The 9,514-nt window shown below is 72.1% G+C and carries 6 protein-coding genes and 1 pseudogene; 3 read left to right on the plus strand and 4 right to left on the minus strand.

Features of this window, described 5'->3' with window-relative positions; translation table 11 throughout:
• Nucleotides 1-182 (minus strand): annotated as a pseudogene (locus VR44_RS46070) (hypothetical protein); the annotation flags it as partial.
• Nucleotides 183-356: 174 nt separating this feature from the next.
• Here VR44_RS46070 and VR44_RS27240 point away from each other — a divergent pair.
• A complete protein-coding gene (locus VR44_RS27240) occupies nt 357-1,757 on the plus strand; it encodes an NADP-dependent succinic semialdehyde dehydrogenase (RefSeq protein ID WP_045950262.1) in 1,401 nt (466 codons plus the stop codon).
• A gap of 97 nt (nt 1,758-1,854) precedes the next feature.
• On the opposite strand, the gene VR44_RS27245 is transcribed toward VR44_RS27240, so the two are convergent.
• Nucleotides 1,855-3,858 (minus strand): galactose-binding domain-containing protein, encoded by a 2,004-nt coding sequence (locus VR44_RS27245; protein ID WP_045950263.1) that lies wholly within the window; start codon nt 3,856-3,858, stop codon nt 1,855-1,857.
• A 491-nt stretch (nt 3,859-4,349) separates the two neighbouring features.
• On the opposite strand from VR44_RS27245, the gene VR44_RS27250 reads away from it, so the two are divergent.
• Entirely contained in the window at nt 4,350-5,198 is an 849-nt protein-coding gene (locus tag VR44_RS27250) for an alpha/beta fold hydrolase (RefSeq protein ID WP_045950264.1), read from the plus strand.
• Between the two features lie 57 nt (nt 5,199-5,255).
• Complete coding sequence (locus tag VR44_RS27255; RefSeq protein ID WP_045950265.1) at nt 5,256-5,507, plus strand: hypothetical protein; 252 nt, start codon at nt 5,256-5,258, stop codon at nt 5,505-5,507.
• Between the two features lie 10 nt (nt 5,508-5,517).
• Here VR44_RS27255 and VR44_RS27260 read toward each other — a convergent pair whose 3' ends face one another.
• Together VR44_RS27260 and VR44_RS44220 are read right to left on the minus strand one after the other, a co-directional pair.
• Complete coding sequence (locus VR44_RS27260) at nt 5,518-5,988, minus strand: GNAT family N-acetyltransferase (RefSeq protein ID WP_045950266.1); 471 nt, start codon at nt 5,986-5,988, stop codon at nt 5,518-5,520.
• Between the two features lie 181 nt (nt 5,989-6,169).
• On the minus strand, nt 6,170-9,514 hold a 3,345-nt coding region (locus tag VR44_RS44220; RefSeq protein WP_052713849.1), incomplete at its 5' end, for a M28 family peptidase.

The raw sequence follows: 9,514 nt of genomic DNA on the forward strand, positions 1-9,514 counted from the left end.
CCCATGGCGGCCGCGTGCACGGCGCGGGCGCGGCGGGCGTCGTTCTCCGCCTGCAGATCGGGCTCCGGGTCGAGTACGGCGGCCAGGGCCCGGTCCGCGTCCTCGGCCGCGGTGAGGCCCGCCACCAGCTCCCGCGCCCATGCCCGGCGGCGCTCCGGGTCGTCCTGTGCCCGCTCGTCCACGGTCCGTGTGCCTTCCGCCCGGCTCCTCCGGGTCTCCTGGTCCCATTGTGCGACCGGGGCGGACCCGGTGCGGAAACGTCTCAGCAGGTGCGGCGACGGCCGGTGTTCGCGTTGCGCCTCCGGCGGCGGGCGGGCAGGGTCGGTGGGGCGGCTCCCTCCCAGGAAGGTCCGACCATGCCCATCGCCACCGTCAACCCCACGACAGGCCAGACCCTGCGCACCTTCGACGCACTCGACGCCGACGGCATCGAACGCTGCCTGGACGAGGCCGCGCGCACGGCCGTCACCTACCGGCGCACCGGCTTCGCCGAACGCGCGGCGCTGCTGAACCGCGCCGCCGACCTCCTCGAGGCCGAGGGCGAGGACATCGCCCGCACCATGACCGTCGAGATGGGCAAGCCGCTCGCCGCGGCCCGCGCCGAGGCGGCCAAGTGCGTCAAGGCCATGCGCTGGTACGCGGCCAACGCCGAGGGCCTCCTCGCGGACGAACGCCCCGCCGACTCCGACGTCCGCGACGCGGGGGCCTCGGCCGTCCGGGTGCGCTACCGGCCCCTCGGCGTCGTGCTCGCCGTCATGCCGTGGAACTTCCCGCTCTGGCAGGTCGTGCGGTTCGCCGCGCCCGCGCTCATGGCCGGGAACGTGGGCCTGCTGAAGCACTCCTCCAACGTCCCCCAGACAGCCCTCTACCTGGGCGACCTCTTCCGGCGGGCCGGCTTCCCGGAGGGCTGCTTCCAGACCCTGCTGATCGGCTCGGGCCCCGTCGAGGGCATCCTGCGCGACCCCAGGGTGGCCGCGGCCACCCTGACCGGCAGCGAACCGGCCGGGCGGGCGGTGGCCTCGGTCGCCGGGGACGAGGTCAAGAAGACCGTCCTGGAGCTCGGCGGCAGCGACCCGTACATCGTGATGCCCTCCGCGGACATCGCCCGCGCCGCGAAGACCGCCGTGACCGCGCGGGTGCAGAACAACGGCCAGTCCTGCATCGCCGCCAAGCGGTTCATCGTCCACACCGACGTCTACGAGGAGTTCGCCCGGCTCTTCACGGAGGGCATGACCGCCCTGACCGTCGGCGACCCGATGCGGGAGTCCACGGACGTCGGCCCGCTGGCCACCGAGAGCGGCCGCGCCGACGTCGAGGAACTGGTCGACGACGCCGTCCGGCAGGGGGCCACCGTCCTCTGCGGGGGCCGGCGCCCGCCCGGGCACCCCGACGGCTGGTTCTACGAGCCCACCGTGCTGGCCGACGTCACGCCGGAGATGCGGATCGACCTGGAGGAGACCTTCGGGCCCGTGGCCACCCTGTACCGGGTGGGCAGCCTCGACGAGGCCGTGGAGCGGGCCAACCACACGCCGTTCGGGCTGAGTTCCAACGTCTGGACCCGGGACGAAGCCGACCTGGACCGGTTCGTCCAGGAGCTGGAGGCCGGCGGCATCTTCGTCAACGGGATGACGGCCTCCCACCCCGCCCTGCCCTTCGGCGGCGTCAAGCGCTCGGGCTACGGCCGGGAGCTTTCGGGGCACGGCATCCGCGAGTTCTGCAACATCACCACCGTGTGGCAGGCGGCGGACCCGGCCTGAGGGGCACGGCCCCGGACCTCCTGGACATGACCGGTGATCACGTCCAGGAGGTCCGCGGCCGCCCCGGATCCGGCCGGTCCGGCCGGCCCCCGCCGCCTCAGCTGCTGAAGACGCCGACCTCGTGCAGGGAGTAACCCCACTGGGTGGCGCGCTGGACCCCCTGCACCCGGAGGTAGCGGGCCGTCACCCCGTCGAACCGGGCGGTGTCCAGACCGCCGTCGCTGTCGGTCGTGGACCAGACCGTCTGCCAGTTCGTGCCGTCCGTGGACGTCTCGATCCGGTACGCCTTCCCGTACGCGCGCTCCCAGTCGAGGGTGACCCGGCCGACGCGGTGCGCGGAGCCGAGGTCGATGCGCAGCCACTGGGCGTCGTTCCACTCGCTGGCCCAGCGGGTACCGGAATCGCCGTCCACGGCCCGGGCGGGCGAGTAGTCCACGAAGGGGTTCCACCACTCGGAGGTGGAAGCCGAGGCGGACGAGCCGGTGGCCAGGTTGACGCTGCCCTGGTGCTTCTCGGAGGCGCCCCAGGTGGTGAGGTAGGACTCGGCGCCCTTGAACAGGTCGTCCACCACGTCCTGTCCGCCGACGAGCCGGATGTCCTCGATCCAGTCGGGGACCAGGCCGTAGTGGGCGGCGCCGTCGGTGTTGAGGTCCCAGGTGCGCTGCCCGGCGGTCTGCCGGTCGATGACCGAGCCGCCGTCGGTGCTGCGGAAGGGGTACTTCACCGGGTTCGGGGTGTTGGCGCCCCGGGGCCCGGGCCAGCCGCCGACGCCGTTCATGTCGGTGCCGTAGCCGTAGCCGACGTGGTACTTCTCGCGGAGCGCGTCGGTGCGCTTGGCCTCCGCGCTGAACGCCTCGGAGCCGCTCATGTACTGGGCGGCGAAACCGCCCAGCTTGTAGAGGCGTTCGGTCCAGCCGAGGTCCATCCAGCTGTGCGAGGAGATCACGCCCGGGTACGACTCGGACTCCAGGATGTCGAAGGCCCGGCCCGCGGCCTTGACGCTCATGTGGTCGACCTCGAGCATCATCTTCCGCTTCATCATGCCGCGTACGGCGTACTCGCCGAGTTCGGTGAGGCCGCGGGTGTTGCACCGGGCGTCGGCGGAGTACGAGGGCACCGCCACGCCCGCCGGGAGCTCCTTCTGCGCGGTGGGCGCGGGGGCGAGGCCGATCGGGTTGTCCTTCTGGGGGCCCGTGCACTGCTCGGTCTTCCAGAAGGTTCCGGTCGACAGGAACTGGCCGACGTTGATCGCCGTACCGAGGGCGCCCTCGTCGAAGCGCACCCCGCACAGGGCGTTGTCGAACTTGTGGCACAGGAACATGCTGCGCACGCCCAGCTTGTACAGCTCGTCCAGGCCGCGGTCGATGTCCTCCTTGGAGCACTGGGCGACGTCGAGGATCTGCTTGCAGCCGAAGGGCTCGGAGGTCTCCACGCCCATGACGACGGCCAGCTTGCCCTGCTTGATCACCTCGCGCGCCTGGTCGGAGCTGGTGACGATCCGGAACCAGCCCTTTCCGGGGCCGCCGTACATCTTGTCGATGAACGCCTGCATGTCGTACGTCTTCTGGGCTTCGAGACGGATGGCGGTCATCTCGTCGCAGCCGCGGTCCTTGAAGAAGTAGACGGAGCAGATCACCCCGTTGGTGACGAGGTCGTTGACGAGGACCCGCTGGCCGCCGCGCCAGGCCCGCTCGACCCAGGCGTAGTAGTTCTGCTGGTGGGTCAGCGAGTCGTGGGCGGGCCAGTCCTTGAAGGTGGGCCAGCCGTTCGGGTCGTGCTTGCCGTCCCCGCCCTTGGTGATGAAGTCGAAGACGGCCAGGGTGCCGTCGGGGTAGTGCTCGGGGCAGTCCTTGAGGGCGTCCGCGACGCCGAGTTCGGAGAAGGGCTTGCCGCAGATGAGCCGGCCGCCGAAGCCCTCGTTCGACATGAGGTGGTCGTGCGCGTCGACGAAGCCGCGGACCTTGCCCTGGGCGTCGGTGCCCTTGAAGGGCTCACCGGTCACGTTGATGCCGGAGTCCGGCTGCGGCCGGGCGGTGGGGTTCCACCAGCCGGGGTCGGCCGGGGAGTCGGCGAGGGACGCGGGCGCGGGCCCGAGGATCATGGCGCACGCGGCGAGCAGGAGGGTGAGGAGCGCGAAGGGGCGTCGACGCCGGTGGCGCGGGCGTGGAGGAGGGGTCAAGGTGATCACTCATGCCTTCGGTCGGCGGAGAGCGCGGTCGGACCGAGGCATGGATTGTCATGCCCGGCACAATGGTGGGCATGAGAATCGCTACTGGCGCGTAAGGAGTCAAGACTCCGGGACGCCCGACCTGATGGGCCGTCGGGTGGCGTCAGGCTCCGGAGGAAGACCTGCCGTCGGCGCCGACGGTTTCGGGCCGCCCCGGCTGACACGACGCGGCGGGGGCGTGGCCGGTATGCGGTGAGTGCTCACGGGCCCGCTCCTAGAGTCGCCGCATGAGCGAATCGAATGACAGCAGGGGATCCGGACCGCGTTCCCGGCGCGGGGTGCTGAAGGCTGCCGCCGTCGTTGGAGCCGGGGTCGCGGCAGGTGTCGGAGGCGCGGGGGGTGCCCGGGCGGAGGAGCGGCGGTGCGTGGCGCCCGTGTTCGTGCTCGTGCACGGGGCCGGGAGCAACTCCTACGGCTGGGCCCCCGTCCTCGCCGAGCTGGGTCTGCGGGGGCACAAGGCGGTCGCCGTCGACCTGCCCGGGCACGGGCGCGGCGCGTACTACCCCGCCTCCTACCAGACCCCGCAGAACCTGGAGGGGCTGCGCACCGAGCCCTCGCCGCTCGGGAAGGTGACCCTGGACGACTTCGCCGAGCACGTCGTGGGCGTCGTGCGGCGGGCCTCCCGGCTCGGGGCGGTGGTGCTGGTCGGTCAGAGCATGGGCGGGGTGACCCTCAACGCGGTCGCCAACCGGGTGCCGGAGCTGGTCTCCCACCTGGTGTACGCCTCCGCGTTCTGCCCGACGGGGCACGCCTCCGCCGCGCAGCTCATGGCCGCCCCGGAGGCCTCCAGCAGCGCACTGCTGCGGCTGGAACGGGTCGCGACCCCACCCGGACTCGGGGTCGACCGGGTCAACTGGCGCTCGGGCGACCCCGCCTTCTTCGCGACGGCCAAGGACGCGCTCGCCGCCGACTGGCCCGACGACGCCGTCCGGGCGCTGATCGCCACGTTGGAGCCGGACGAGTCGGCGGCGATCGGGAAGGCCGACGCGCGGGGGCTGCCGGAGAAGTGGGGGCGGGTGCCGCGCACCTTCCTGCGGTTCACCCGAGACCACTCCATCCCGCTCGCGCTCCAGGACCTGATGATCCGCGAGGCGGACGCGGCGACCCCGCACAACCGGTTCCGTGTCCGCTCCCTGGCCGCGCCGCACGCCGGCCCCCGGGACCCGGCCGTGTGGGCGGACGAGCTGGAACTGGCCGCCGGGGCGTGCCGCTGACCGGGCCCGGTCGCGCCGGTCCGGCGGGGGGCGGCCGGGCCGCCTATCGTCGGAGGTATGAGCGAGACCGTCGTCGTGTACGAGTACGACCCGCCGGGCCACGGGGAACCCGGTCCCGGGGCCGTCCTGCGGGTGCACGCCGCGCCCGCCGCCCCGGGGCAGCACGCCGTGCGCGGGCCCAGGACCCTCTGCGGCCGGGACACCTTCGCCATGGGCACGGCCGCCGGGCGGACCGGCGCCCCCTGGTACCCCGAGGAGTACGCGGACCGGGTGTGCCCCGCCTGCGCGGACGCCGTCGGGGAGGGTTGAGCGGCCGGGGTCAGCGGCCGGGGGGCATGTCGTAGGTGACCCACATGGTCCGGGTGGCCACCTGGTCGTACTTGGACCGGGCCCGGTGGTTGTCGTCGGCGGTGATCCACCGCACGACGCTCCAGCCGCGCTCCGCCGCGAGCTCGCGCAGGGCGCCCAGCAGCAGGTCGGCCGCGCCGCAGCCGCGGTGTTCGGGGGCCACGAACAGGTCGTCCAGGAAGCAGCCCGTCGTCGCGGACAGCGGGCGGGCGAACGGGCGGTAGTGGGCGAGGCGGTAGTGGGCGAGGCCCAGCAGCCGGCCCCCGGAGTCCTCGGCGACCAGGGCGTTCACCTCGTGCGCGGGGTCGTTGACCCAGGCCCACACCGTCGCGGCGGCCTCCTCGGTCTGCTCCACCCCGTAGAAGTCGGCGTAGCCCCGGTAGAGGGAGCGCCACTGGGCGAAGTCCCCGGGCCGTGCGGCGCGGACCAAGATGTCGGACATGTGCGGGATCTCCTGGCATCGGTGTATGGGGAACCGATCATGCCGGAGGGTTTTCCGGGCCGGGATGCGCCGCCGTGTCCAAAGCCACGCGGCTCCCCTGCCGCCGTGGCCAGGGGCGGACACGGCGGAGCCCGGTCCGGCGGGGTGCCGGACCGGGCCCCTCAGGGTGCCGCGGGGTCGGTCAGCTCACCTGGAGGGTGACGTCGTCGACCACGAACGAGGTCTGGAGGGACTGGTCCTCCACGCCCTGGAACTGCAGGGTGACGGTCTGCCCGGCGAACTGGGAGACGTCGTAGCTCTTCAGCACGTAGCCGGATCCCGCGTCCGCGTTGGACAGGGTCTCCAGGGTCTGGCCGCCCACCGAGACGGTGAACGTGTCGTAGACGGTGGGCTCGGTCTCGTCGGTGTCGATGTGCAGGTAGAAGGCGAGGCGGGCAGAGGAGCAGCCGGCCGGGAGGGTCAGCGACTGCGAGGCGCTGTCGGTGTGCGGGGAGCCCCAGCCGTTCAGCCACGCCATGTACGCGCCGCTGTGCGGGGCCTCGCCGGCCTGGTTGGTGATGACCCCGGAGGTGGCGCTCCAGGGGCTCGCGCCGTTCTCGAAGCCGCCGTTCGCGACGACCTGGGCCGGGGTGCAGCTGCCGCCGCCCCCGCTGACGGTCAGGGTGTAGGTGGTGCTGTGGGTGGTGGTTCCGGTACCGGTCACGGTCAGGGTGGACGTGCCGGGGGCGGTGCCCGCGGCGACCTGGACGGTGAGGGTGGCGGACTGGCCGGACTGGACGGAGGACGGGCTGACGGTGGCGGTGACTCCGGCCGGTGCGCCCGAGACCGTCAGGGCGACGTTCTGGGGGCTGCCGCTGACGGTGGCGGTGTTCACCGTGGAGGTGACGCTGCCGCCCGGGGCGGCGGTGCCGGCGGCGGGGGAGGCGGAGAGGGAGAAGTCGGACGCCGGGGTGCCGCTGCCGACGGCCTGCTTCCAGATGGCGTAGGCGACCCCGTCGGCGCTGCGGTCCAGGACCGTGGCGTTGATGTTGCTCGGGGTGTCGCAGGAGCTGTGGTAGCAGGAGTCGTACGCGGCGTTCGCCGTGCCGCCCCACTTGGAGGCCTGCGCGGAGGTCTTGCGGGCGCTGGCGCCGGCCGCGTAGCCGGAGGTGGGGATGCCGGCCTGCTGGAAGGAGTAGTCGTCACTGCGGCCCTGGCCCTCGGTGTTCTCCTCGGGGGCGAGGTTCAGCGAGGTCCAGTACGCCTTCAGGGGCGCGGCGGTGGTGGAGTTCAGGTTGTTGATGAAGTAACCGCCGTTGGGCGAGCCGACCATGTCGAAGTTGTAGTAGCCCTTGATGGCGGCGCGCTGGGCGCTGCTCAGCTGGCCCACGTAGAACTTCGAGCCGTTGAGGCCCTGTTCCTCGTCGGTCCACCAGGCGAACCGCACGTGCTTGGTCATGGTGGGGTTCTTCTGGGCCAGGACCAGCGCGTTCTCCAGCAGGGTGGCGGAACCGGAGCCGTTGTCGTTGATGCCCGGGCCGGCGGAGACGCTGTCGAGGTGGGCGCCGAACATCACGGTCTGGTCGTCGGGGCCGCCCGGCCAGTCGGCGATCAGGTTGTTCGACGGGTAGGTGCAGGAGGTGCAGTTCTGCTCGGTGACGGTGTAGCCGGCGGCCTGGAGCTTGCCCTTGATGTACGCGAGGGACTGGGTGTGGCCGCCGCTGCCGGCGCGGCGGTTGCCGCCGTTCTTCGTGGCGATGGTGCCCAGCTGGTTCAGGTGGGCCTGGACGTTGGCCGCGCTGATGTCCGGCGGGGTGGTGGGGTCGGGCTGGCCGCCGCCGACGGTCAGGGCGTAGTCGGCGGTGTGCGCGAGGGAGGCGCCCTGGCCCTTGACGGTGACGGTGGCCGGACCGGGGGCCGTGGTGGAGCTCGCCGACAGGGTCAGGGTGGAGGACTGGCCGGACTGCACGGTGGCCGGGTTGAAGGAGGCGGTGACCCCGGCGGGCAGGCCGCTGGCGGAGAGGGTGACCTGCTGGGCCTGGCCGGTGGTGGTGCTGGTGGCCACGGTGGTGGTCACCGAGGCGCCCTGCTGCACGCTGCCCGAGGCCGGGTTGAGGGTGAGGGAGAAGTCACCCTGCCCGGTGGGGGTGCAGGTCGGGTCGCCGGACTGGGCGGGCACGCTGATGGCGTCCCAGGCGGCCTTGGTCTTGTTGAACAGGTCGCAGGAGGTGTCGAGGGTCTTGGCCGAACTAAGCGTCGCCGTCCGGTACTTCTTGTAGGACATGCTGCTGGTCTTGAGCAGCATGCCGCCGTAGAAGATCTTGCCGGCGTTCTGGATGCCCACGCCGGTCACCGTGGACTGGTTGCAGGTGCTGCTGCTCGGCTTGCCGCCGCCGGGGTTGCTGCCCTCGGCCAGCAGGTAGAACCAGTGGTTCAGGGGTCCCGCGGCCGCGTGCACCTCGGTGTTCGGTATGGAGGAGCTGTAGCAGGAGGGGTCGTTGTTGACCGCCGAGGGGTTGTACATGTTGCGGATCGGGCCCCGGCCCTGGAGGTTGATCATCTCGCCGACGGTGTAGTCGGGGGTGTCGTACGGGGAGGGCTCGTTGGCGTAGGCCTCGGTCAGCGCGCCGAAGATGTCACCGGTGCCCTCGCCGAGTCCGGCCTCCTGGCCGCTGGTGCCGCCGGGGGTGTTGGTGTCGATGGCGTGCCCGTACTCGTGGCCCACGACGTCGATGCCGGCGATCCACTCGTTGGCGCTGTTGTGGCCGATGGTGACGGAGCTGCCGTCCCAGTACGCGTTGAGGTCGTTCAGTCCGACCTTGCCCGGGAAGCTGCGGCCGTTGCCGTCGACGCCGCTGCGGCCGAGCCACTGGCGCAGCATGTCCCACTGCTTCTGCGCGGCGAACATCAGGTCCGTGCACCCGGTCTCCTTGGAGGTCGGGTTGCCGGTGCCCCAGGAGTCCGAGGACTTCGAGAAGACGGTGCCGGTGCTGTAGTCCTGGCAGCTCAGGCCCGGGCGGTTCGGGTCGCGCAGCGAGTAGGTGCCGCCGGACGCGGTGGTGTCGATCGTCAGCGGGTTGGGCCCGTTCCACTTGCTGTTGCCGGTGCCCGCGACGACCTCGTCCCAGCGGTCCACGACCTTGCCGGTACGGGCGTCCACGAAGACGTGCATCCGGCTGGGCGCCGACTTCGTCGACCCGGTCAGGACCGTCTCCCAGGCCAGGACCGGCTTGTCGTCCTTGAGCCGGACGACCAGGCGGCTGCTCTCGACCTTGTCCACCTTCGCCAGCTCGGCCCGGGAGGAGGACTCCGCCGCCTTGGCGGTCACGGTCGGGGTGACCGACACGTCGATCACGGTCGAGGAGGCCGACTGGAGGGCGCGGACCTTGCCCTCCCCGTCCGCGAGGACGACTGCGTCGCCGCCGACGACCGGCAGGCCGCGGTAGCTGCGCTCGTAGGCGACGGAGTACAGGTCCCGCACCCAGGGGGTGACCAGGCGGCGGTCGTACTGCTGCTGCGGCTGGTTGACCAGGCTGTCCAGGCCGCT

It is taken from the genome of Streptomyces katrae (genome assembly GCF_000966975.1).
GTDB classification, from domain to species: Bacteria; Actinomycetota; Actinomycetes; order Streptomycetales; family Streptomycetaceae; genus Streptomyces; species Streptomyces katrae.